This window comes from Pseudomonas sp. Pseusp9, from assembly GCF_059491265.1.
On record NZ_CP168500.1, the window covers coordinates 589,817 to 612,068 of the forward strand.

Below are 22,252 nucleotides of genomic sequence, written 5' to 3' on the forward strand. Positions count from 1 at the left end.
CAGCAAAAAAGGCGACCGGTTTTACGCGGGCGCCTTTCTGGTTTGATTGAATGCTTACAGCAAATCGTACTGCTTGAGTTTCTTGCGCAGCGTGCCCCGGTTCAGCCCGAGCAGTTCGCTGGCCTTGGTCTGGTTGCCCTTGACGTAGTTCATCACGCACTCGAGCAGGGGAGCCTCGACTTCGGAGAGCACCAGGTTGTACACATCCGTGACGGCAGCGCCCTCAAGGTGGGCGAAATAATTGTGCAGCGCCTTCTCGACACTCCCGCGAAGGGTCTGACCCTCTTCGCTCGGAGTATTGAGGTGCTGTTTCAAATTCACGTTGTCGCTCACGGGTGTTGTTCCACTCACTAAAGTCTCGGTCATCATCGTCATGCGGCCACCCACTCTCCGTCCCCTGTCAGGCTCTTGTAACGTTCGGCGAAAAACGCCTGAACGTTGGCGCATTGTGTATCCGTACCATCCAAACGATTGAAGTGGGCGCGAAACTCCCTGGCGCCCGGCAGGGTTGCGAGATACCAGCCCACATGCTTTCGAGCAATGCGCACGCCCATGACATCGCCATAGAAGGCGTGCAGGGCGGCCAGATGCTCTAGCAGAATGCGTTCCACCTCGATCAGTTCCAGCGCCGGGAGTTTCTCGCCGGTACGCAGGAAATGGTCGATCTCGCGAAAAATCCACGGCCGCCCCTGGGCGGCCCGGCCAATCAGCAGGCCATCGGCACCGGTCGCGTCGAGCACGTACCGGGCTTTTTCCGGCGAATCGATATCGCCGTTGGCGAAGACCGGAATCGACACCGCCTGCTTGATCGCGGCAATGGTGTCGTACTCGGCTTCACCGGTGTACAGGTCGGCACGGGTGCGGCCATGCACTGCCAGCGCCGTAATGCCTGCCTGTTCGGCGATCTTCGCCACCGTCAGGCCGTTCTTGTTGTCCCGGTCCCAACCGGTCCGGATCTTCAGGGTAACCGGCACATCGACCGCGGCCACGACGGCCTGCAGGATCTCGGTTACCAGGGGTTCATCCTTCAACAGTGCGGACCCGGCAGCCTTGTTGCAGACCTTTTTTGCCGGACAGCCCATGTTGATATCAATAATCTGCGCGCCCATTTCAACGTTGGCCCGGGCGGCGTCCGCCAGCATCTGCGCATCACCACCGGCGATCTGTACCGAGCGTGGCTCGGGATCACCTTCGTGGATCATGCGCATGCGCGACTTGCGGGTGTTCCACAGGCTCATGTCGCTGGTGACCATTTCCGAGACTACTAGCCCCGCGCCCAAGCGCTTGCACAGCTGACGAAAGGGCTGGTCGGTGACGCCCGCCATGGGGGCGAGAATCAAGCTGTTGTTTAACGTGTATGGACCGATGCGTACCGCCGACATAGGACTTCCCTGTTGTGGGGCCGGATCATGAGAGTTCGAAAAAGGGTGGGCATGATACCCGCTCTCGATGACTGGATAAAGGCTGAATTGAACAAAATCTGAACAGTTATTCTGTTATTACCCGTGGTTTGGTATGCCGGGTGGGCTCAGAATGCCGACGTCAATCAGGGTGCGATGAAGCGTTTCACTCCGGAGAGTGAAAGCTCAGACTGTAGTTCACGGCCTTGGCGCCGGGGTCGAGAATGTCCAGGGCGATGTGAATTGGCGTTTGCGGAGGCATTTCCGCCATGCCTTCGAGATCGCCATTGAGGTATTCGCCGGGTTTGAAGCGGCGACTGGCGATCAGGTGGCCATTGAGGTCGGCGAAGCGTAGTTCCAGCAGCGGGAAGGGCTGGGAGAAGGGCGCGCGGTTATAGATGATCGCATCGACCACCAGGGCGCCATTGAACTCGGGATGGCTGCGTACCACCAGGTTGCTGCTTTTGATTTTTGCAATGTCGACCTTGGAAGGCACGGTGCAGCCGATTTGCGGGCAAAACTGCTGGAACCACGGGCGATATTGATCCTGTCGCGCCAGTTCGTCGAAATGGTAGGCGATGTACTGGCCGGCGAGGGCGCCAGCGGCAATCAGGATCAGCAGCGCCCACAACAGCCGTCGGCCCCAGGGCGAACGACGCTTTTGCCAATCCAGTTGCAGCGGATCGTCGGTCAGGTCTTGCAGCACCTCGGCGCGCACGCCCGGCTCACTGCGTTCGCGTCGTTTGCGCAGCGGTTCGACCGAGGGCAGGTTGTCGTCGATTTCTTTTTCGTCGGTGGCCGAGAGGCGTTCGTGGTTCAGCGGGGCATCGAGAGGGTCGTGCAGTCGCAGCTGAGGTGGCTGCAGCTCGTCGTCCAGATCAACCGGTTCCAGGGACAGCGAAGGTTCGGTACGTGAGGCTTTACCCGGTTCGACCGTGGACTCCGGCGTTTCAAGGCTGTCGAGCGATTCGTCGGCTTGCGCGCGATCTGCGGCCGGCTCACTGAACAGGCTGTCGGGCCACGGCTCTTCGTCCTGCTCGACGCTGTCGCGACGGGCGCTCAGTGAATCATCGCGATGACGACCGAATTCGGTGATCGGCTGGATTTCCCGTTGTTCGAGCCGGGCGAGCTCTTCGTCCAGATCGAGGCTGTCCAGATCCAGTTCGGCAGCGCTCCATTGCTTTTGGCTGATGGTGCGAGGCTGCGCAGGTTCGACAGTCTCTTCAGGCTTCGGCGGTGTTGCCGGTGCTTCTTTGCCAGCCTGCTCCAGCAACTGCTTGGCGGCATTGAACACTTGCAGGCAAGAGCCGCAACGAACCACGCCACGCGCCACGCTCAACTGGGCATGGCTGACGCGGAAGCTGGTTTGGCAATGCGGGCACTGGGTGACGAAGCTATCGGTCATGCGGCGATCCGGATTATGCAGGCGGTCATTCTAGCGCCGACGGCCAGTGATGCGCACCCAGCCATCGCGATTGGCGATCGGATCCAGATCGAAGTCCACGGCGTAGGCAGCGGCGACTTCGCCGCCTTGTTCAGCAAGGATGCCCGACAGTGCCAGACGACCGCCCGATTTGACCAGGCTGGACAACTGCGGAGCCAGGGAAACCAGCGGGCCTGCGAGAATGTTCGCCACCAGTACGTCGGCTTGCACCTGCGGAAGGTCTTGCGGCAGGTACAGTGGGAATAGCTCTTCGGCAATGTTGTTGCGTCCGGCGTTGTCGCGGGAAGCCTCGAGAGCCTGCACATCGATATCGGTGCCGACGGCCTGTTTGGCGCCCAGCAACAGGGCGGCAATCGCCAGAATCCCCGAGCCGCAGCCGAAGTCCAGCACATTGCAGTCCTTCAGGTCCTGGCCATCGAGCCATTCCAGGCACAATGCGGTAGTCGGGTGAGTGCCGGTGCCGAACGCCAGGCCCGGGTCCAGCAGCAAATTAACTGCATCAGGCTCCGGCGCGGCGTGCCAGCTCGGCACGATCCACAGGCGCTGGCCGAAACGCATTGGCTGGAAGTTGTCCATCCAGCTGCGTTCCCAGTCCTGGTCTTCGATCACTTCGCTGTGGTGTTCAGGCAGCGGGCTGCCGGTCAGCAGCTCCAGATGGGCCAGTACCGGGCCGGGCTCGGTACCGCCTTCGAACAGAGCCAGCAGGTGCGTGTGCGACCACAGCGGCGTGGTGTTGAGTTCCGGCTCGAAGATAGGCTGATCTTCGGCGTCCATGAAGGTCACCGACACGGCGCCCACTTCAAGGAAAGCGTCTTCATAGGTTTCGGCTTGTTCTGGGCTGATGGCGAGACGTACTTGCAGCCAAGGCATGGCGGGCACCTTTGAAAAATGTTGATTGCAGCCTAGCGGGCTGTAAGAAGCGCGCAAGTTTACGCGAGCGCGGGGCTTTTGTGGGAGTCCACTGTACCTGTGGGGGTGTGTGAAACCTTCAGATACAACAAAGCCGCCCGAAGGCGGCTTTGTCGATGGGTTCGAAGCTTAGTGCTTCTCGCCAGCCAGCTTGTGCTCGAGGTAGTGAATGTTCACGCCCCCTTTGCAGAAGCCTTCATCGCGGGTCAGGTCGCGGTGCAGCGGGATGTTGGTCTTGATCCCGTCGACCACGATTTCGTCCAGCGCATTGCGCATGCGCGCCATGGCTTCGTCACGGGTTGCGCCGTAGGTGATCAGCTTGCCGATCAACGAATCGTAGTTCGGCGGAACGGCATAGCCACTGTACAGGTGCGAATCGACACGAACGCCGTTGCCGCCTGGAGCGTGGAAATGCTTGACCGTGCCCGGGCTCGGCATGAAGGTTTTCGGGTCTTCGGCGTTGATCCGGCATTCCAGTGCGTGCCCGCGGATGACGACGTCATCCTGGGTGAACGACAGCTTGTTGCCGGCGGCGATGCTGAGCATCTCCTTGACGATGTCGATGCCGGTGACCATTTCCGATACCGGGTGCTCTACCTGGACACGAGTGTTCATCTCGATGAAGTAGAAACGGCCGTTTTCGTACAGGAACTCGAAAGTACCTGCGCCACGGTAACCAATGTCGATGCACGCCTTGACGCAGCGGGCCAGGACTTCCTCACGCGCGTTCTCGTCGATGCCCGGTGCCGGCGCTTCTTCGAGAACTTTCTGGTGGCGACGTTGCAGCGAGCAATCGCGGTCACCCAGATGGATGGCGTGGCCCTGACCATCGGAAAGGACCTGGACTTCCACGTGACGTGGGTTGGTCAGGAATTTTTCCAGATAGACCATCGGGTTGCCGAACGCCGCGCCTGCTTCGGAGCGGGTCAGTTTGGCCGAGGAAATCAAGTCTTCTTCTTTATGCACAACGCGCATGCCGCGACCACCACCGCCGCCAGCGGCCTTGATGATCACCGGGTAACCGACTTCGCGACCGATGCGCAGAGCGGTTTCTTCGTCTTCCGGCAGCGGGCCGTCAGAGCCCGGAACAGTCGGTACGCCAGCGGCGATCATGGCGTGCTTGGCCGATACCTTGTCGCCCATCAGGCGAATGGTTTCGGCTTTCGGGCCAATGAACGCGAAGCCGGATTTCTCGACCTGCTCGGCGAAGTCGGCGTTTTCCGCAAGGAAACCGTAGCCCGGGTGAATGGCGGTGGCGCCAGTCACTTCGGCTGCGGCAATGATTGCCGGAATGTGCAGGTAGGAGTGGGCGGCCGATGCCGGACCGATGCAGACGGATTCGTCTGCCAGACCCAGGTGCATCAGTTCCTTGTCAGCCTTGGAGTAAACGGCGACGGTCTTGATGCCCATTTCTTTGCAGGCGCGCAGGATCCGCAGGGCGATCTCACCGCGGTTGGCGATCAGAACTTTTTCCAACTTCGCAGTCATCAAAGGCTCTCCGCGGTTCAAACGATGGTGAACAGCGGTTGGTCGTACTCAACCGGCTGGCCGTCTTCGACGAGGATGGATTCGATCACACCGCTGGTTTCAGCTTCGATGTGGTTCATCATCTTCATGGCTTCAACGATGCACAGGGTGTCGCCTTTCTTCACGGTCTGGCCGACTTCCACGAAGGACGGCGAGGTTGGCGAAGACTTGCGATAGAAAGTACCGACCATCGGCGAACGGGCAACAGTGCCGTTCAGTGCTGGAGCGGCGGCAGGTGCAGCAGCGGCAGCCGGAGCGGCGGCAGCGGCAGGCGCGGCAACCGGAGCAGGCATTGGCGCCGGCGCGTAGTACTGCTGAGCCGGGGTCTTGCTATGACGGCTGATACGTACGGACTCTTCGCCTTCCTTGATCTCGAGTTCGTCGATGCCGGACTCTTCCAGCAATTCGATCAGTTTCTTAACTTTACGGATATCCATGAATCATCAACTCCCAAGGGTCGGTCAGGGGCGGTTAACTTGTTGTTCAAGCTGTTCCAGGGCGGCCTCCAGGGCCAGTCGGTAACCGCTGGCGCCAAGGCCGCAGATCACTCCCACCGCTACATCGGAGAAGTAAGAGTGATGGCGGAAAGGTTCGCGTTTGTGCACGTTAGACAAATGCACTTCGATGAATGGGATGCTCACCGCCAGCAGCGCGTCACGTAATGCGACACTTGTATGTGTAAAAGCTGCCGGGTTGATCAAAATGAAGTCCACGCCTTCGCTGCGGGCAGCGTGAATACGGTCGATCAATTCGTACTCGGCATTGCTTTGCAGGTGCAGCAGATGGTGACCGGCTTCGCGGGCACGGCGTTCCAGGTCCTGGTTGATCTGCGCCAGCGTCGTGGCGCCGTAGGTACCCGGTTCGCGAGTGCCGAGCAGGTTCAGGTTGGGTCCGTGCAATACGAGTAGTGTCGCCATCGGCGGTTCCTTTGTTATCCGTGAGCAATTGTCAGAACCCGGCGACTATGCCGCAAAGCCTTTGTGACTGTCCAGTTCTATGCAATAGCCGGCACGATGGCCGATGTTTGCGCGAAATATATGACTGCTTGATTAAATTTGGTCATTAGCCCTGGCAATGCGTTCGGCGAAGGCCCTGGCGTTGATCTCGCCGATCACCCGCACATCGGCGCGTTCGACGCCGTCCTTGCCGAAAAACATCAAGGCCGGAGGACCGAACAACTGGTAGCGGTCGAGCAGGGTACGTTGTTCGGCGTTGCTGGCGGTGATGTCGAAGCGGACCAGCCGGTAGCCCTTGAGGCGTTCGACGACGATCGGGTCGTTCAGCACCTCATGTTCGATGACTTTGCAGCTGATGCACCAGTCGGCGTACCAGTCGAGCAGCAACGGTGTGCCGGACGAACGTGCGTCGGCGAGTGCGCGATCGAGGTCGGCCGGCGTGCTGACGGTTTGCCAGCTGCTGGTGCTTTGCGCAGCTCCACCGTTGTCAGCGATACGGGGCTGGCCAATCGGGTTGAACGGGTCGGTCTGGCCGCTGAAGGCGCCATACCAGCAGGCCAATGCGTAAAACAGCAGGAACATGCCGAGCAGTTGGCCCAGGCGTTTGCGCGGTGGTTGATAGACGAACTCCAGCGCCCCCATGAACAGGCCGACGCCGCCCGCCAGCAAACCGATCAGCAGCAAGGTGACCTGACCCGCAAGGACGCGGCTGAGCAGGCCGATGGCCAACCCGAGCAACAACACACCAATGGCGTTTTTCACGTAGACCAGCCACGGGCCGCTTTTTGGCAACCAGGCTGCGCCGCCGGTGGCCACCAGCAACAGCGGTGCGCCCATGCCGAGGCCGAGCATGAACAGTTTCAAACCGCCGCCCAGCGCATCGCCACTGGCGCTGATGTACAGCAGCGCGCCGGCCAATGGCGCCGAAACACAGGGTGAAACCAGCAGGCTGGAGACCACGCCCAACACCGCGGCACCCCACAGTGACCCGCCTTCGGTACGACCGGCGATGCGGTCCAGGCGACTGCTGATGGCGTGCGGCAGTTTCAGCTCGAAGACGCCGAACATCGCCAGTGCGAACAGCGCAAAAAACATCGCGAAAGGCACCAGCACCCACGCCGATTGCAGCCGGGCCTGCAGATTGAGCTGGGCCCCGAACAGGCCCATCAGCGCACCGAGCAAGGCAAAGCAGGCGGCCATCGGCAGTACATAGGCCAGTGACAGATTGAAGCCGCGCCAACCGCCGACCTGGCCGCGCAGCACCACGCCGGACAGGATCGGCAGCATGGGCAGCACGCAGGGCGTGAACGTCAGGCCCAGGCCGGCGAGGAAAAACAGTGCCAGTTCGCGCCAGTTCCATTGGGAGACCGTCGTCGGAGCGCCGCTGCCGTCGATGCTCAAGCGCTCGGTTTCCGGTGGGTAGCACAGGCCTTTGTCGGCGCAACCCTGATAGGTCACGGCCAGGGTGAAGGCGCGTTGGTCGGTGCGCGGCAACTCGACGTCGAGAATGCCGTGGTAGACCTCGACATCGCCGAAGTATTCATCGTGCTTTTTCTGGCCGTCTGGCAGTTTCGCTTCACCAAAGACGACTTCGGCCGGATCGGCGCGAAACTGAAAACGGTGGCGGTAGAGGTAATAACCTTCGGTGGCGACGAAGCGCAGCTTGATCGATTGCGGCGTGCTTTCTACCAGGCTCAGCTGGAAGGCTTCACGCACCGGCAGGAAGTCGGCGCTGTTGTTGATCGAACCCAGGGTCGAACTGGGGCGATTCTCCAGCAAGCCAGTGGCGCTGGCCGGCAGGGCAAACACTAAAAACAACAGGCAGAGCAAACGGCGCATGACGATCTCGCGTATCGGAATTGGGGGGATGATAGCGGACGTTGATGGGGTGTGCAGTGAGGGCATTTCGATGGTGAATGTTCCGACGCCATCGCTGGCAAGCCAGCTCCCACAAATATTGATGGTGCTTACAAAATTTGTGAACACCTCGACCTTGTGGGAGCTGGCTTGCCAGCGATGGCGATAGTTCAGACGCGGAAGGCCTGTACGGCTGTATGCAGTCGACCTCCCAGCACCAGAAGATTTTCCCCCTGCTCACGACCTTTGCCGATACGCAGCAGGTTATCCCCGCCCAACTGGTGAATCCGCTCGCTGTGGTCGCGGATCTCGCTGACAGCGCCGCTTTGCTGGGCGGTGACATCGGCGATGCGTACCGCTGTGTCGGAAATGGTCTGGATTGCCCCGACGATTTTATCCAGCGCACCATCGGCGGCCTGGGCCTGGCTGGCGGTGGCTTCGGCGTGTTCGACTTGGGCGCGCATGCCCTCCACCGATTGCCGCGCGGCGGTTTGCAGGCCTGCGATCAGCGTCTGGATCTCGGCCGTGGCCCCGGCGGTACGTTGCGCCAGTGAGCGCACCTCTTCGGCCACCACGGCAAAGCCTCGTCCCATCTCACCGGCCCGGGCCGCCTCAATGGCCGCGTTCAAGGCCAGCAGGTTGGTCTGGTCGGCAATCGAACGGATCACCGTCAACACGCCACCGATGGTGGCCGACTCTTCGGCCAGGTGTTCGATCATTTGCGCATTGCCTTGCACTTCATCCACCAGCGCATGCAGGCCGGTCAGGCTCAGGCCAATGACTTTCTGTCCATGCTCCACGGCCAGGCCCGCGTGGCGGCTGGCGTCGGCGGCCTGGCTGGCATCACCGGCGACTTGTTGAATGGTCGCTTCCAGTTCGCTGAGGGAGTCGCGGATCAGCGCCGTGTCGCCGGCCTGGTGTTCGGCGCCGCTGTGCAAGTCGTTGCTCAGGTCTGCCAGAGTGCGGCTGCTGCCGGCCACCTGTTCGGCGTTGCGGCGAATGGTCCCCACCAGGTCCACCAGGTACGCACGCAAGCGATTGAGCGACGCTTCAATGTCATGCAACTCGCGGTTGGTGTTGCCCAGTTGAATGTCGCGGCTGAAGTCGCCTTCGGCCCAGGTCGACAGGGCCGGGGCGAGGTTGGTCAGGGTGCGGGCCAGTTTGCGTTGCAGGGTGTCGATCAGCAGGGCGATCAACAGAATCAAAGCGATCATCACGCCTTGCATCAGCCGCACTTCACCCTGGATTTGCCCGTGCTGGGCGCGGACCACCGGTTCGAGCCCGGCAATGGCCTGTTGCACGTCGGCGATTTTCAAGTGAGTCGCGGTGCTGAGGTCGGCGCGTTTGCGGATTTGATCGCGAGTGCGCGAGAGCTCGGCCGGGTAACGGGTGAGCAGGCTGTTGAGCTCGCGCTTGAGGCCAACGCCGGCATCTTCGGCGACGGTTTTTTCCTTGTTCTCAAGGCCCATCATCGAAGCGAAATCATCGGTGTTCGACTCGCTGCTGGTGGTTACGCCCAGCAGCGGCAGGGCATCGACCTTCTCTGCCTGGGTGCGGATGTTGGCCACTTCGCGCTCGACATCGGCGGCCAGTTCACTGCGGCCGCTGCTGACCAGTTTGTCCCGCGCCAGGGACAATTTGCCCAAGTGCTGGGAGGCGGCGAGCAGTGGTGTCAGGTAGGCCGCATTGCCACTGGCGTACTGGCTGAGTTGATCCAGACTGGCGCCCAGTTCCCGCTCGGCCTGCAGCAGTAGCGCCTGCGGATCGCCGGCCAGTTTGCCAGCGGCCAACAGGTCGGTCTTGCTGAATTCTTCAAGGGTCGACAGGCTGGGGCGCAAGCTCTCGGCCAGGGCCGGTGGCAATTCGTCGAGTTGTTTTTGCAAGCTGTCGATGCCCTGGGCGGCACTGCTCAGGCGCAGTGCATCGCCGCTGCCAAGGTAATCTTCGACGCTGCGGGCGACTTCATTCTGAAACTGCTGCGACAGGCCCAGGTAGCGCTCCATTAATAGATACGGACGCTCAAGGGCTTTCTGCGACCACCACAGCGTAGCGCCGAGGGCCACGCACACGGCCACCAGTAGGAGGGTATTGAGATTGGTCAGCAGCTTCAGGCGCATTACGGACTACCAACGGCAGAAATGGTAAGCGCCTGAAGTTATTGCGTTTCTGTTACAGGGTTATGACCGTATCGGTCGATTCCGATAAAAAAGTGGCACTTTGCTTTGACGTGCGTGCAGCCTGTACGCGATTGCGCCCTCCGCCTTTGGCGCGATACAGCGCTTCATCGGCATGGCTGGCCATCATCAGGCTGTCGGAGCTTTCGCATAATTCCACCACCCCGGCACTGAAGGTGCACCACAGATCCTGGGGTTGAGCGGGGTAGTGGATCTCGGCAAAACGCTGACGGATTTCATCGAGCACGTTGTAGGCCGCTTCGATATCCGTATCCGGCATGACAATGGCGAACTCTTCGCCACCGTAGCGGCCGATGAAGTCGGTTTTGCGCAGGCGTTGTTTGAGAAACAGCGCCAGGCTCTTGATCACCCGATCGCCCATGGGGTGGCCGTGGCTGTCGTTGACCCGCTTGAAATGGTCGATGTCGAGCATGGCAAAGCTCAGTGGCTTGTTCTCGCGACGGGCGCGGAACGAGCAGTCTTCGAGCAATTGCAGGATGTGCGTGTGGTTGTACAGGCCGGTGAGGCTGTCGCGGACCATACGCGCCTTGAGGTTACGCGCTCGCGCCGCGCGATTGCGTACGGTGGTGATCAGGTGCCGGGGCTTGATCGGTTTGGTCAGGAAGTCATCGCCGCCCTCGCTCATGGCGTCGAGCTGTTTGTCCAGGTCGTCTTCGGCCGACAGGTAAATGATTGGCACACTGACGTAACGGTCGTTATGGCGGATCACCTTGGCCAGTTCCGTACCGGTGCAGGCCGGCATGTACATGTCGAGGATGATCAGGTCCGGCTGGAAATCCGCCAGTTCGGCCATGGCCTGGATCGGCTCGATCAACGTCCGGGTGACGATCCCTGCGCTGTTGAGCAGGCGCTCGGTGTGCAGGGCCTGGGCGCGGGAGTCGTCGATGATCAGCACTTTATAAGGCTCGTACTGGGCAACGCAGGTCAGGACTTCGATTTTCTCCAGCAGGCTCGACGCTTCGAGGGTGCCGGTGAGGAACTCCTGGCCACCGGCACGCACGGCGGCCAGGCGGGTCGGGGTGTCGGTTTCGTGCAGGCTGAAGAACAGCAGCGGCAAACGCTGGTCGAGGCCTTCCTGGGCTTCGGCGGCCAGTTTCAGGCCGACGCCGGGGCCACTGAAATCCACGTCCATGACAATCGCTGCCGGCGAGCGCTCAACCATCGATGAGCGAAACGCGTCTACGCTGTCCAGGGACTGGGCGCTGAGCCCGAAGAATTCCAGTTGTTTGGCCAGGCGCTCGGCACGGTCGTGATCCTGCAGCATCACATAGATTGGCTTGCGCAGTGGTGGCAGGAAGGTTTGATCGAGTTGGTCGCCATGGCGCAGGCCGGTGCGTGACAGGCGCTGCATCAACCGATTGAGGTCGGTGATCAGGCCGCTGCTCAGGCGTCCGCGGTTGGCATCGACAGCCTCCAGGGACTGACCGATATGGTGTGCCAGTTGTGTGTGTTCCGGTTGCTCGAAACGCTCGGCGAAACGCAGCAGGCGCAAATTGGCCTCGCTCAGTTCCGAAAGGTCGACGGTGGACCACTCACTGCGTTGCAGGCGCTGCCATATCTCAAGAATCTGACGAGCCTGATGAATTACCCGCTGGGCAAAGTGATGCTTGAGGCGCTCGCGGCTGGGGTCTTCTGGCTCGGTCATATCCTGACTACTAGTTAGGGTGCACGCTGAGGTCGACTGGTGGCTCTATGCTAGCACCACTTTTCCATTACATGAGTGCTGTACGTCAATAATCTGCAATGTGACACCATTCAGTTTGTGACCGACCGGTCTGGTTCTGGCCTTGAAAGTCGTGGCGTGCGGAGGGCGAAGTACTTTAATTAGGGCACTTGACGGGTGTGGCGTGGTCATTGGCGGGTGACTGACATCCGGCCATTGATGATTTTTCGCGAGTGCTGACCGGCCTGGTTTTTTGGGTTTCAGGGGATAAGGGATTCCCTTATGGGGCCAATCCGAACCATCAGGTGGATTTCGAGGGCCTTGGCGTCGTCGGATAGGCAGGAACACTTTTCATCACCAGCGCGGTAATTTTCCCCATCGATGCAATGGCGGGTGCCGGGCCAAGGCACGTTGTTGTATGGTTGTGGTCGAACCGTCGAACTCAAGAGATTGAAAGGATATCGCCATGCTGGACTGGAAGAACCGCACAGGCAGTGCGCCTGAACGTGCCGCTGAACCGAAGTCGGAGACCCGCAGTTATCTGGGTGGCCTGTTGTTCAGCCGGGCGCTGGCCACTCTGCTGGGTATCTACCTGTTGGTGGCGAGTGTCCTGGGCTGGTACTGGAGCCAGGAGCCGGCGTTGTTCCCGGTTCAGCAAACCGCTCAACTGGCGGCCGAGAAAGAAGGCAGGCAGATGGTCGTCGGCTACACCACGGTAGAAACCCTCAAGACCGTCGCCGGCACCTTGCTGACCAAGCCGGGCGGCTATATTTCCAACGACCGATTCCCGCCAGGCCTGTGGATGGACAACATGCCGAGCTGGGAATACGGCGTGCTGGTGCAGGTCCGTGACCTGAGCCGTGCATTGCGCAAAGACTTCGCCCGCTCGCAGTCGCAGTCCGCTGAAGACGCCGACCTGGCCAAGGCCGAGCCGCGCTTCAACTTCGACAACAAGAGCTGGGTGCTGCCGTCCAGTGAGTCCGAGTACCAGGAAGGCATCAATTCCCTGAGCCGCTATCAGGCGCGCCTGTCCGATCCGAACCAGAAGACTGCCCTGTTCTATGCCCGCGCCGATAACCTGAACAACTGGCTGGGTGATGTCGGCACCCGTCTGGGTTCGTTGTCGCAACGGCTGTCGGCCAGTGTGGGCCGGGTCAAGCTCAATACCGCGTTGAAAACCGAGGTGGTGGCGCCGGGTGAGGTGCCGCAGGTCGACGAGGAAATCGTCGAGACTCCGTGGATGCAGATCGACAACGTGTTCTACGAGGCCCGCGGCCAGGCCTGGGCTCTGTCGCACCTGTTGCGCGCCATCGAAGTCGACTTCGCCGATGTGCTGGCCAAGAAGAACGCCACGGTCAGCGTGCGCCAGATCATTCGTGAACTGGAGGCGTCGCAGGAGCCGGTGTGGAGCCCGATGATCCTCAACGGCAGTGGCTTTGGCGTGCTGGCCAACCACTCGCTGGTCATGGCCAACTACATTTCCCGGGCCAATGCCGCGGTGATCGATTTGCGTCAATTGCTCAATCAGGGCTGAGTCATGGTTGATAACTCTGTCGATGGAATGCGAGAAGCCGCGCACCGCGCGGCGTCCGATGCCGAACAGATCGCCTGGGTCGACGAGCAGGACAACCTGCTCGGCGCCCTGGTCCGTTCCGACCTGCGCGAGCGCGGGCTGATCGGGCGCGGCACCTACATCATGTTGTTCAACTCTGCTGGCGAGCTGTGCGTGCACCGACGCACCCTGAGCAAGGCGATCTATCCCGGTTACTGGGACGTGGCGGCGGGTGGCATGGTGCTCGCCAGTGAAACCTACGCCGAGTCGGCGGCCCGGGAACTGGAGGAAGAATTGGGGGTGAGTGGCGTGGAGCTGACCGCCCATGACCATTTTTTCTTCGAGGACACCGGCAATCGCCTGTGGTGTTCGGCGTTCTCGGCGGTGTGGGACGGTCCGTTGATCCTGCAACCGGAAGAAGTGCTCGAAGCACGTTTTTTGCCGGTTGAGGAAGTGCTGCGGGAAATCGAGGAAAAGCCTTACTGCCCGGACTCTTTGGCAGCATTGAAACGCTATCTGAGGTCTCGCGGGCAAGACGTCGCAAAAAGGCTATAAATTGGCGCTGATTGGCTCTTAGCAATCGGCGTTTTTGCCGTTACACTGCGCGACCTTTTCAAGCTGTAACGGTATGGCTGTCCCTGTAGGAGCGAGCTTGCTCGCGATGGAGGTCAACGATAACGCGTTGTCCTTGAGTTCATCGCGAGCAGAGCTCGCTCCTACAGTGAAATGAAGGTCGTACCGTTTCAGTAGCGCTGCCCCTGCCTGAGTGGGGCTTCGCGGTCGATGGCACTTCCCAGGTGCCGCGACCAGTCTTTGTCCTCCAAAGAGGATTGCCGGTGGCCAAAAAAGCCGCATCCTTCGCCGCCCTGGGCGGCCTGGTATTTTCCACCGACGCAGGTCGTCATTGCCCGGAATGCAGTAAACCGGTGGACGCCTGCATCTGCAAACAGACCGTTATCCCGGCCGGCGACGGCATTGCGCGCGTGCGTCGCGAAAGCAAGGGCCGTGGCGGCAAGACGGTGACCACCATCACCGGCGTGCCATTGGCTGAAGATGCGCTCAAGGAGCTGGGTACGACGTTGAAGAAACGTTGCGGTACCGGTGGGGCGTTGAAAGACGGTGTCATCGAAATCCAGGGCGATCATGTCGAGCTACTCTTGGCAGAACTGATCAAGCTCGGTTTCAAAGCGAAGAAATCCGGCGGCTAGCAGCCTCTGTGAAAACCACCCTCGGCTTGATCCGGTCCTGTTGGCATTCAGGCCTGGCGTCAGCTACATGGTTTTCACAGAGCCTGTTCATGACCGGTTTCTAAACTCACTGCGGTCGGCGGGGTCTATTGCCTCGTTGACGAACCGTCATTTTCATTCTTTAGACTGCGCCGGCCTGAACCCAGGCGACGCACTATGACTCTTTATAGGGGACTTCGATGTCCGTACGACGCACACGCAAAGACGATGGCAGCCAATGGACAGTTGCGGACAGCCGCAGTGTTTACGGGATTCGCCATTGGGGGGCCGGGTATTTCGCGATCAATGACGCCGGTCGCGTCGAAGTTCGTCCGAACGGTCCGAGCAGCTCGCCTATCGACCTGTTCGAGCAAGTCGACCAGCTGCGCAAAAGCGGCCTGTCCTTGCCGTTGCTGGTCCGCTTCCCGGACATTCTGCAGGACCGCGTGCGTCAGCTGACCGGTGCGTTCGACGCCAACATCGAGCGTCTGGAATACCAGAGCAAGTACACCGCACTGTACCCGATCAAGGTGAACCAGCAGGAAGCGGTGATCGAGAACATCATCGCCACCCAGAACGTTTCCATCGGCCTGGAAGCCGGGTCCAAGCCTGAACTGCTGGCAGTGCTGGCACTGGCGCCGAAGGGTGGCACTATCGTTTGCAACGGTTACAAGGACCGCGAATTCATCCGCCTGGCGCTGATGGGCCAGAAGCTCGGCCACAACGTGTTCATCGTGATCGAGAAAGAATCCGAAGTCGGTCTGGTGATCGAAGAAGCGGCCTCGCTCAAGGTCAAGCCACAGGTCGGCCTGCGGGTTCGTCTGTCGTCCCTGGCGTCGAGCAAGTGGGCGGACACCGGTGGCGAGAAATCCAAGTTCGGTCTGTCGGCGGCGCAACTGCTGTCGGTGGTCGAGCGTTTCCGTGCGGCCGGCCTGGATCAGGGCATCCGCCTGCTGCACTTCCACATGGGCTCGCAGATCGCCAACCTGGCCGACTACCAGCACGGCTTCAAGGAGGCGATCCGTTACTACGGCGAGTTGCGCAACCTCGGCCTGCCGGTGGACCACATCGATGTCGGTGGTGGCCTGGGCGTGGATTACGACGGTACGCACTCGCGTAACGCCAGTTCGATCAACTACGACATGGACGATTACGCCGGCGTCGTGGTCGGGATGCTCAAGGAATTCTGCGATGCGCAGAGCCTGCCGCACCCGAACATCTTCTCCGAAAGCGGCCGTTCCCTGACCGCCCACCACGCCATGCTGGTGGTGCAAGTGACCGACGTCGAGAAGCACAACGACGACGTTCCGCAGATCGAGAACAAGGAAGCACTGCCGGAAACCGTGCAGTGGCTGGTGGACCTGCTGGGTCCGACCGACATCGAGATGGTCACCGAAACCTACTGGCGCGCCACGCACTACATGAGCGATGTCGCCGCCCAGTATGCCGACGGCAAGCTGACCTTGGCCGAGAAAGCCCTGGCCGAGCAATGCTACTTCGCGGTGTGTCGTCGCCTGCACAACTCGCTGAAGGCGCGTCAGCGTTCCCACCGTCAGGTGCTGGACGAACTCAACGACAAGCTGGCGGACAAGTACATCTGCAACTTCTCGGTGTTCCAGAGCCTGCCGGACACCTGGGCCATCGACCAGGTACTGCCGATCATTCCGTTGCATCGTCTCGACGAAGAGCCGCTGCGCCGTGCGGTGCTGCAAGACCTGACCTGCGACTCCGACGGCAAGATCAACCAGTACGTCGACGAGCAAAGCATCGAAACCAGTTTGCCAGTGCATGCGCTGAACGAAGGTGAAGACTATTTGCTGGGTGTATTCCTGGTCGGCGCCTATCAGGAAATCCTTGGCGACATGCACAACCTGTTCGGTGACACCGACTCGGTGAACATCTACCAGAACGCCGATGGCAGCGTGTATCACGCCGGTATCGAAACCCACGACACCATCGAAGACATGCTGCGTTACGTGCACTTGTCGCCGGAGGAACTGATGACTCACTACCGCGACAAGTGCGCCAGTGCCCGCATCAGCGCTTCCGAGCGTACGCAGTTCCTCGATGCCTTGCGTCTGGGGCTGACCCGTTCGTCTTACCTGTCTTCCTGAGGTAAGCACCTCGCTGATCAGGTTGTCTGAAATTTTTCCGTTTGCTGCGGAAATTTCAGATGACCTGGTGCGGCGATTCTGTGTTTTCAAGCGAAACTACCCGCGTCCTTGGCAATCCATGCCATTTGGTCTTCTTTTCGCGTAGGTCATTTCCTAAGTTGTACTTCGGCACTCTACTCGGCCATGTCTCTCAGCGAGAATCCCCGGCCGCCCCTCCTGTAGAGAAACGCCGATGTTCAATCCAGCCAGCGAACCGTCATTTCGTCTGGATGTAGCAGGTCTGCCCGACTCCTTCGAAGTCCTGGCCTTTACCGGTAGAGAAGCCATCAGCGAGCCGTACGTGTTCGACCTGGAATTGCTGATCGAGGACCCGGTGCTGGACCTTGCCAGTTTGCTGTACCGCCCGGCCTCCTTGCATTTCGGGCCAGCCGGAAGTCACGTGCATGGACAATTGCATGAACTCGTCCAGCGTAATCATGCCTCGGGATCCCGACTCTGCCAGGTGCGCCTGGGGCCAAAACTGGCTTGCCTGGCTCAGCGTTTCAGCCAACGAATCTTCAGCGGTCGTTCAGTGCCGCAAATCCTCGACCAGGTGCTCAAGGAGCACGGCATTACCGGCAAGGATCGGCGCCTGGAGCTGAGCGGTGAATACCTGCCCAGGGATTTTTGTACGCAATATCAAGAGTCAGATCTGCAGTTTCTCCAGCGACTGTGCGCTCAGGAACGGCTTCACTACCACTTCGAACACCGGGCCTGCGGACACTGTGTGGTGTTTGGGGATGACCGGCAGCATTTTCCAACGGGCGAACCGGCGGTGTTCCGAAGTGAGGGCGGTCGGCCGGCGGTGCGGCAGATCGAACGTCAGCGCTACGGTGGAACAGCAGCTCTGCGTGCCGAATGCCAGACAGACCTTGCGACCTTGCGCAGTGGTCGGCTGATGCCGCTGTCCGGTCATCCGGATGCCGTTTGCAATCGACTCTGGCTGCTGACCCATGTTGAACATCGGGGTCGTCAGGATACGGCGACGCCCTACCACAATCAGGCCCATGTCCTGCACTGGCCTGCCCACTTCGAGCCGCCCTGTGCGGCGGTCAAACCACAGATGCATAGCCTGCAACGGGCGTGGGTCGTCGAGGTCGATGAACCAGGCCCCGACCCTGCAAGACCGGTACCGGTGCAATTCGACTGGCTTTATCAGGGCGAAGGGGCAGCGCCCAGTCATTGCTGGTTGCCCCTGGCCAGGACGTTGCAGGCCGAAGCGTTCTCGCCATTGCGGGAAGGGACTGAGCTGGTCGTGAGTTTTGTCGAGGGCGATCCCGATCAACCGCAGATAACCGGGGTGCTGCATGTACCGGCAACGATCGAGGTGACAGACACCGACGCCCTCCAGGCCGTCTGCACCCCAGATGAGGGCCTGGAGCAATGGTTGCGGTCGGGAGAGCCATTGCTGGTGTTGTGCCTGCTGCCCGGCGGAGGCAGTTTCAACCACTGTACACAGGCGTTGTGCACCTGCCGTCTGGCGACGCAGCTTGGCCAGAGCTCTGGAGCATGATCGTCACACGCACGCCCGAGGCACCACCGCAGTGGTTGTTGCTGGATGTGCCGGGCGCGCCGCAGGCGGGTGTCGCACTTCGGCAGATGTTTGCACAAGCCAGGTGGTCCGGGTTGTTCGAAGGTACGCAGTGGCATGCGCTGCATGAGCAGGGGCCGGTCCTGGTCGATCTGCGCACCTGCCCGCCACTGGCCGATTTATGCATCGTCGACGGACAGCGCTGGCCCGGATTACTGATGGTCAGCGAGGCCAGCGTTTCGTCATTGCTGGCCCATTTGCGGCGCATGCTCACGGTTACGCTTGGCCTGCACCGGGCCCTTTTGAGCTACTACAACCCGATCACGGCCAGCTATTTTTTTGATGCCTGCGATGCGGTTGAACTGAGTCGCTGGCTAGGGCCCATCAATCAGTTGCGCTGGTTCGGCGGCAGTTGGGCGGATCGCGCGATGGGATGTGAGGGCTGGCAGCGCTTGTCCAACCCCGGTCTGGCGGTCAGCCCATTGGCAGTCGAGGAGAGCCTCAGCGCCGGGCAACTGGGAACACTGCAAACCTGCCTGCTCGAGCAGCATGCCTGGCGCTGGAACCAGTCCACCGGTGTTGATTTCTCCCGCCTGTTTGCCCATGTACAGGAGGGGCTGACGCTGGGTTTCAGCGAGCGCCCGGTGCTTGATGGCTGGATTTGGCTGCGCTTGCAGTATCCAGACGCCGTGCCCGTGCAGCCATTGTCGGGCAGGACTCAACAGGAACGCCTCGATAGCCTGCGTCACCTGTGGCAGAACGACCTGCCTTGAAGCTGGCCACGTTGTCCCGTCCGCTGCGTGGGCTTGCGTCCGTTCAGTGAGTGCTGCCGGCGAACCAGCCATCGTGACGGCGCAGGCGCCAGGCGATCACGCCGAGGGTCAGACTGCGCAGCAGCATGAACAACAAAAAGGTTATCCACAGGCCATGATTGCCCCCGCCTTGCAGTGCCCAGCCGAAAGGCAGCACCAGCGCCACGGTCAGCAGCATGCCATTACGCATTTCCCTGGCGCGGGTGGCGCCGATGAACAGACCATCGAGCAGGTAACTCCACACGGCAATCAGCGGCAGTACCGCGAGGTAAGGCAGGTAGATGAACGCGGTGTCGCGCACACTTTGAATGTCCGTCTGCATCTCGATGAACAAATGCCCGGCGAACAGGAACAGCGCGGCAAAGCCCAGGCTGGCCAGCAAGGACCAGCCGCCAGCTACCACCAATGAGCGGCGCAGGGCATCGCGGTCGCGGGCGCCGAGAGCATGTCCGCACAGGGCTTCGACGGCGTGGGCCAGGCCATCGAGGGCGTGGGCGGTGAGCAGCAAACCGTTGAGCAGCAAGGCATTGGCCGCGACCGTGGCGTCGCCCAGCCGCGCGCCTTGCACCGTGATCAGGAAAAACACCGATTGCAGCGCCAGGCTGCGGATGAAGATGTCGCGGTTGACCGCCAGTAATGGCCGCCAACTCTGCCACAGCGCCAATGCCGCCCAAGCGATATGCCCGGGGTAGGCGCGCAGGGCTTTGCGAGTCATCAGCAAACCGATCAGTGCACCGGTCCATTCGGCAATCACCGAGGCCCGGGCAGCACCCACCACGCCCCATTCCAGACCAAGGACGAACCACAGGTTCAGGGCAATGTTGACCAGGTTGGTACTGAGCAAAATCGCCAGTGGCGCCCGGGCATTCTGGGTGCCGAGAAACCAGCCGACCAAGGCATAACTGGCGAGCGCCGCCGGCAGGCCAAACAGGCGAGTGTGGAAGAACTCGCGGGTCAGCTGATCCAGCTCCGCCGACGGTTGCATGAAGTGCAACGCGACCCCGCTCAACGGCACCCCCACCGTACCCAATACCACCGCCAGGCCGATGGCGAGCAACAGGCCTTGCAGCAGAATCTGCCGCAAGGCCGCACCATCCCCGCGCCCGGCTGCCTGGGCGGCGAACCCGGTGGAGCCCATGCGCAGAAAACCCATGGCCCAGGCAAGGAAGGTGTACAGACTGGCCCCGACCGCGACGGCGCCGAGTTGATGGGCGTGGGGCAGGTGACCGATGACGGTGCTGTCGACCAGTGCCACCAGCGGTACGGATATGTTCGAAAGAATCATCGGCGCGGCGAGTGCCCAGACCCGGCGATGGGTAGGGCGGTCGCGCCAGTCGGCGGTCAGGTTGGGCATGCAGGCTCCTTGAGGGAGCGGGCATTGTAGCGGCACATTTGAAATCTTCCGCGATCCATTGTGGGAGCGAGCCTGCTCGCGAAAGCTTTCTGTCTGACACATTGATAGTGGATGGGATGCCGCCTGCGCGAGCAGGCTCGCTCCCACAGTGTTCGGTGGGGTCAGTGAATGATCCAGCTAAATAACCAAAGCCCCAGCATCAGCCAGATGATCCCCATGATGAACGACGCATTGAGAAATGCACGGATCGCCGACCACATCAGTATCAGCCCGAGGATCAAGGTCACGATGCTGACGACCGAGGTATCCATGCCCAGCGCCATGGACAGGCCTTCGACAAAATTGCTGCTGGCGTTGCTCAACAGATTGAACAGCCCACTGAGGCCATCAACGATGAAGCGGATGATCGAGCCGAGTACCTGGCCGAGCCATTCGGAAAAACCTTCTACCTGCATGGAGTGGACGTCCTGATTAAAGAGAATTGAGCCTTTGGCTGCCGATCATGCTGCCGAGTTCCCACAAGCATAGAGCAAGCCCGCTCCCACCCGAAAACCGTTGTCACTTGCCATACTCGGTCATCCACCCGAAGCTATACGCCTTCAGGAGAGCCCGATGAACCTTGTTGAACTGACCGAACGCCTGCACGCCATCCGTGACCGCAATGACTGGCGGCAATTTCACAGCCCGAAAAACCTCGCCATGGCCGCGAGTGTGGAAATGTCCGAACTGGTGGAAATTTTCCAGTGGCTGACCGAAGACCAGTCACGCCAGTTGCCGGCGGACAAACTCGCCCACGCCGGGCAGGAAGTCGGTGACATCGTGCTTTATCTGTTGCTGTTGTGCAGCGAGCTGGGCCTGGACATGGAGGCCGTGGTGCGCAGCAAACTGGCGGACAGCGAACGGAGGTTCAGCTGATGAGCGACCGTCATTTCGATCAACTGGCGACCCGTTTCGCCGAAAAAATCTACGGTGGTGCCAAAGGCGCGATCCGTCTGGCGGTGTTGCAGGCCGATCTGGCCGAAATCCTGCCCGACCGGCCGCTGCGTGTTCTGGACATCGGCGCCGGCCTTGGCCACATGTCGTTGTGGCTGGCCCAGCGTGGCCATCAGGTGACCCTCGCCGAGCCTGCCGAACCGATGCTCGAAGGCGCCCGCCAGCGTTTTGCCGAAGCCGGGCAGAGCGCGACGTTCATTCAGGCACCCTGGCAGGAGTTGCTTGGGCAGCTCACCGAACCCTACGACCTGGTGCTGTGCCACGCCGTGCTGGAATGGCTGGCCGAACCCCATGCCATCCTGCCGGTGCTGCATCAACTGACCAAGGCGGACGGCTGGCTGTCCCTGGCGTTTTACAACCGCGATGCGCTGATTTATCGCAACTTGCTCAAGGGTCATTTCCGCAAGATGCGCAAGAACGACATGGCCGGCGAAAAGCAGAGCCTGACCCCGCAGCAACCCCTTGATCCACGCGAGCTGGCGGCGCAACTTGAAGGCCTGTGGCGGGTCGAATCAGAGAGTGGGGTGCGGGTTTTTCACGATTACATGCCGGTGGAATTCCAGGCCCGCGCCGAGCTGGTGGACTTGCTGGAAATGGAACTGGCCCACCGTCGTCATCCGAGCTTTGCCGGGCTTGGGCGTTACATGCACTGGATCTGTCGGCCTGTCTGATCGGAGCAC

At 60.8% G+C, this 22,252-nt stretch carries 20 protein-coding genes; 8 read left to right on the plus strand and 12 right to left on the minus strand.

Features of this window, described 5'->3' with window-relative positions; genetic code table 11:
• Nucleotides 1–54: 54 nt before the first annotated feature.
• From fis to gcbA, 10 genes are all read right to left on the minus strand, one after another.
• Complete coding sequence (gene fis / locus ACEN8E_RS02545) at nt 55–375, minus strand: DNA-binding transcriptional regulator Fis (protein WP_007907419.1); 321 nt, start codon at nt 373–375, stop codon at nt 55–57.
• The gene (dusB, locus tag ACEN8E_RS02550; protein ID WP_495591311.1) at nt 372–1,382 is read right to left on the minus strand and encodes a tRNA dihydrouridine synthase DusB; all 1,011 of its coding nucleotides are present in this window, start codon (nt 1,380–1,382) and stop codon (nt 372–374) included. The genes fis and dusB overlap by 4 nt, the downstream gene beginning before the upstream one ends.
• A gap of 184 nt (nt 1,383–1,566) precedes the next feature.
• Nucleotides 1,567–2,805 carry a DUF3426 domain-containing protein gene (locus ACEN8E_RS02555; RefSeq protein ID WP_495591312.1) on the minus strand — a complete coding sequence of 413 codons (1,239 nt, stop codon included), beginning with the start codon at nt 2,803–2,805 and terminating at the stop codon, nt 1,567–1,569.
• 30 nt (nt 2,806–2,835) lie between these two features.
• Nucleotides 2,836–3,714, minus strand: a complete 879-nt coding sequence (gene prmA / locus ACEN8E_RS02560; RefSeq protein WP_495591313.1) for a 50S ribosomal protein L11 methyltransferase — start codon at nt 3,712–3,714, stop codon at nt 2,836–2,838.
• A gap of 168 nt (nt 3,715–3,882) precedes the next feature.
• A complete protein-coding gene (accC, locus tag ACEN8E_RS02565) occupies nt 3,883–5,241 on the minus strand; it encodes an acetyl-CoA carboxylase biotin carboxylase subunit (RefSeq protein WP_429366255.1) in 1,359 nt (452 codons plus the stop codon).
• Nucleotides 5,242–5,258: 17 nt separating this feature from the next.
• Complete coding sequence (accB, locus tag ACEN8E_RS02570; protein ID WP_495591314.1) at nt 5,259–5,717, minus strand: acetyl-CoA carboxylase biotin carboxyl carrier protein; 459 nt, start codon at nt 5,715–5,717, stop codon at nt 5,259–5,261.
• A gap of 24 nt (nt 5,718–5,741) precedes the next feature.
• Nucleotides 5,742–6,197, minus strand: coding sequence for a type II 3-dehydroquinate dehydratase (gene aroQ, locus ACEN8E_RS02575; RefSeq protein WP_007971361.1), 456 nt, complete (start codon nt 6,195–6,197; stop codon nt 5,742–5,744).
• A gap of 132 nt (nt 6,198–6,329) precedes the next feature.
• Nucleotides 6,330–8,075: a protein-disulfide reductase DsbD gene (locus ACEN8E_RS02580; protein ID WP_495591315.1), complete on the minus strand. Its 1,746-nt coding sequence runs from the start codon at nt 8,073–8,075 to the stop codon at nt 6,330–6,332.
• A 188-nt stretch (nt 8,076–8,263) separates the two neighbouring features.
• The gene (locus ACEN8E_RS02585; protein ID WP_495591316.1) at nt 8,264–10,210 is read right to left on the minus strand and encodes a methyl-accepting chemotaxis protein; all 1,947 of its coding nucleotides are present in this window, start codon (nt 10,208–10,210) and stop codon (nt 8,264–8,266) included.
• Nucleotides 10,211–10,262: 52 nt separating this feature from the next.
• Complete coding sequence (gcbA, locus tag ACEN8E_RS02590) at nt 10,263–11,933, minus strand: diguanylate cyclase GcbA (RefSeq protein WP_495591317.1); 1,671 nt, start codon at nt 11,931–11,933, stop codon at nt 10,263–10,265.
• Between the two features lie 484 nt (nt 11,934–12,417).
• Between gcbA and ACEN8E_RS02595 the strand changes: the two genes are divergently transcribed.
• The 6 genes from ACEN8E_RS02595 to ACEN8E_RS02620 all read left to right on the plus strand — a co-directional run bounded on the left by ACEN8E_RS02595 (nt 12,418) and on the right by ACEN8E_RS02620 (nt 19,186).
• Nucleotides 12,418–13,485 (plus strand): DUF2333 family protein, encoded by a 1,068-nt coding sequence (locus ACEN8E_RS02595; protein WP_495591318.1) that lies wholly within the window; start codon nt 12,418–12,420, stop codon nt 13,483–13,485.
• Nucleotides 13,486–13,488: 3 nt separating this feature from the next.
• On the plus strand, nt 13,489–14,058 hold the full coding sequence (locus ACEN8E_RS02600; RefSeq protein ID WP_495591319.1) for an NUDIX hydrolase: 570 nt from the start codon (nt 13,489–13,491) through the stop codon (nt 14,056–14,058).
• Between the two features lie 281 nt (nt 14,059–14,339).
• Nucleotides 14,340–14,711, plus strand: coding sequence for a translation initiation factor Sui1 (locus tag ACEN8E_RS02605; RefSeq protein WP_008016777.1), 372 nt, complete (start codon nt 14,340–14,342; stop codon nt 14,709–14,711).
• 218 nt (nt 14,712–14,929) lie between these two features.
• A complete protein-coding gene (gene speA / locus ACEN8E_RS02610; protein WP_495591320.1) occupies nt 14,930–16,843 on the plus strand; it encodes an arginine decarboxylase in 1,914 nt (637 codons plus the stop codon).
• 232 nt (nt 16,844–17,075) lie between these two features.
• On the plus strand, nt 17,076–18,395 hold the full coding sequence (locus tag ACEN8E_RS02615) for a type VI secretion system Vgr family protein (RefSeq protein ID WP_495591321.1): 1,320 nt from the start codon (nt 17,076–17,078) through the stop codon (nt 18,393–18,395).
• A complete protein-coding gene (locus tag ACEN8E_RS02620; protein WP_495591322.1) occupies nt 18,392–19,186 on the plus strand; it encodes a DUF4123 domain-containing protein in 795 nt (264 codons plus the stop codon). The genes ACEN8E_RS02615 and ACEN8E_RS02620 overlap by 4 nt, the downstream gene beginning before the upstream one ends.
• A 43-nt stretch (nt 19,187–19,229) precedes the next feature.
• Here ACEN8E_RS02620 and ACEN8E_RS02625 read toward each other — a convergent pair whose 3' ends face one another.
• Complete coding sequence (locus tag ACEN8E_RS02625) at nt 19,230–20,579, minus strand: MATE family efflux transporter (RefSeq protein WP_495591323.1); 1,350 nt, start codon at nt 20,577–20,579, stop codon at nt 19,230–19,232.
• Between the two features lie 161 nt (nt 20,580–20,740).
• Nucleotides 20,741–21,034, minus strand: coding sequence for a hypothetical protein (locus tag ACEN8E_RS02630; protein WP_495591324.1), 294 nt, complete (start codon nt 21,032–21,034; stop codon nt 20,741–20,743).
• A gap of 157 nt (nt 21,035–21,191) precedes the next feature.
• Here ACEN8E_RS02630 and ACEN8E_RS02635 point away from each other — a divergent pair, with 157 nt between their 5' ends.
• Nucleotides 21,192–21,494, plus strand: coding sequence for a MazG-like family protein (locus ACEN8E_RS02635; RefSeq protein ID WP_007971343.1), 303 nt, complete (start codon nt 21,192–21,194; stop codon nt 21,492–21,494).
• Nucleotides 21,494–22,243 carry a methyltransferase domain-containing protein gene (locus tag ACEN8E_RS02640; protein ID WP_495591325.1) on the plus strand — a complete coding sequence of 250 codons (750 nt, stop codon included), beginning with the start codon at nt 21,494–21,496 and terminating at the stop codon, nt 22,241–22,243. Before ACEN8E_RS02635 ends, ACEN8E_RS02640 begins: the two co-directional genes overlap by 1 nt.
• The last annotated feature ends 9 nt before the right edge of the window (nt 22,244–22,252 follow it).

Excerpts from the sequence above, each read along its gene's own strand:
- dusB (WP_495591311.1), bottom strand. The coding sequence starts at position 1,382 with ATGTCGGCGGTACGCATCGGTCCATACACGTTAAACAACAGCTTGATT.
- accB (WP_495591314.1), bottom strand. The coding sequence starts at position 5,717 with ATGGATATCCGTAAAGTTAAGAAACTGATCGAATTGCTGGAAGAGTCC.
- ACEN8E_RS02620 (WP_495591322.1), top strand. The coding sequence starts at position 18,392 with ATGATCGTCACACGCACGCCCGAGGCACCACCGCAGTGGTTGTTGCTG.
- ACEN8E_RS02630 (WP_495591324.1), bottom strand. The coding sequence starts at position 21,034 with ATGCAGGTAGAAGGTTTTTCCGAATGGCTCGGCCAGGTACTCGGCTCG.
- accC (WP_429366255.1), bottom strand. The coding sequence starts at position 5,241 with ATGACTGCGAAGTTGGAAAAAGTTCTGATCGCCAACCGCGGTGAGATC.
- aroQ (WP_007971361.1), bottom strand. The coding sequence starts at position 6,197 with ATGGCGACACTACTCGTATTGCACGGACCCAACCTGAACCTGCTCGGC.
- speA (WP_495591320.1), top strand. The coding sequence starts at position 14,930 with ATGTCCGTACGACGCACACGCAAAGACGATGGCAGCCAATGGACAGTT.
- ACEN8E_RS02625 (WP_495591323.1), bottom strand. The coding sequence starts at position 20,579 with ATGCCCAACCTGACCGCCGACTGGCGCGACCGCCCTACCCATCGCCGG.
- ACEN8E_RS02640 (WP_495591325.1), top strand. The coding sequence starts at position 21,494 with ATGAGCGACCGTCATTTCGATCAACTGGCGACCCGTTTCGCCGAAAAA.
- ACEN8E_RS02600 (WP_495591319.1), top strand. The coding sequence starts at position 13,489 with ATGGTTGATAACTCTGTCGATGGAATGCGAGAAGCCGCGCACCGCGCG.
- ACEN8E_RS02585 (WP_495591316.1), bottom strand. The coding sequence starts at position 10,210 with ATGCGCCTGAAGCTGCTGACCAATCTCAATACCCTCCTACTGGTGGCC.
- ACEN8E_RS02580 (WP_495591315.1), bottom strand. The coding sequence starts at position 8,075 with ATGCGCCGTTTGCTCTGCCTGTTGTTTTTAGTGTTTGCCCTGCCGGCC.
- ACEN8E_RS02615 (WP_495591321.1), top strand. The coding sequence starts at position 17,076 with ATGTTCAATCCAGCCAGCGAACCGTCATTTCGTCTGGATGTAGCAGGT.
- ACEN8E_RS02635 (WP_007971343.1), top strand. The coding sequence starts at position 21,192 with ATGAACCTTGTTGAACTGACCGAACGCCTGCACGCCATCCGTGACCGC.
- prmA (WP_495591313.1), bottom strand. The coding sequence starts at position 3,714 with ATGCCTTGGCTGCAAGTACGTCTCGCCATCAGCCCAGAACAAGCCGAA.
- ACEN8E_RS02555 (WP_495591312.1), bottom strand. The coding sequence starts at position 2,805 with ATGACCGATAGCTTCGTCACCCAGTGCCCGCATTGCCAAACCAGCTTC.
- ACEN8E_RS02595 (WP_495591318.1), top strand. The coding sequence starts at position 12,418 with ATGCTGGACTGGAAGAACCGCACAGGCAGTGCGCCTGAACGTGCCGCT.
- fis (WP_007907419.1), bottom strand. The coding sequence starts at position 375 with ATGACGATGATGACCGAGACTTTAGTGAGTGGAACAACACCCGTGAGC.
- gcbA (WP_495591317.1), bottom strand. The coding sequence starts at position 11,933 with ATGACCGAGCCAGAAGACCCCAGCCGCGAGCGCCTCAAGCATCACTTT.